A 570-nucleotide genomic window follows, 5' to 3' on the forward strand; every position below is an offset into this window, starting at 1 on the left:
GAGACGGGCCTTCCGTGGCGACCTCGCTTCGACGCCAAGACGCTCGCCCAGGAAGAACGGATGCTGCAATCAGCAGCATATATTCTGTGTGCGTATCTGACCGGCATGCGCGACTGCGAAGTTCAGGCAATGCAGCGTGGATGCCTTGCTATATCCCGCAGTGAAGATGGCCTGATCATGCGCCATCGCGTCCGGTCAGTTGCCTACAAAGGCAAATCGAGCCATGGCGAAGCAGCCGATTGGGTCACGATCGAGCCTGTCGCCAAAGCCATCGACGTGCTGGAACGCCTCTCGTTCCAGGCCGCATCGGCCCGCGGCCTCACGACACTCTGGCCGGTCCTGGCCGCTAAATCCGTGTGCAAGGATCACCTCTCTGCCGAGATAGTACGCCAGCTCAATCTTTATCGCGATCACCTCAATGAACTGTTCGGCACGATCAACGAGCCGGTTATTCCCAACAGTTCCGAAGGCAAGCCTTGGCGAATCACAACACGGCAATTTCGCCGAACGATTGCATGGCATATCGCCAACCGTCCCTTCGGTACGATCGCCGGCATGATCCAGTATAAG

The 570-nt window shown here is 57.9% G+C and carries 1 pseudogene; it reads left to right on the forward strand.

The features are described 5' to 3' along the window. A pseudogene (locus OO68_RS48845) lies at positions 1-570 on the forward strand (hypothetical protein); the annotation flags it as partial.

Source organism: Streptomyces iakyrus, from assembly GCF_000717055.1.
In the GTDB taxonomy this organism is placed as follows: domain Bacteria; phylum Actinomycetota; class Actinomycetes; order Streptomycetales; family Streptomycetaceae; genus Streptomyces; species Streptomyces iakyrus.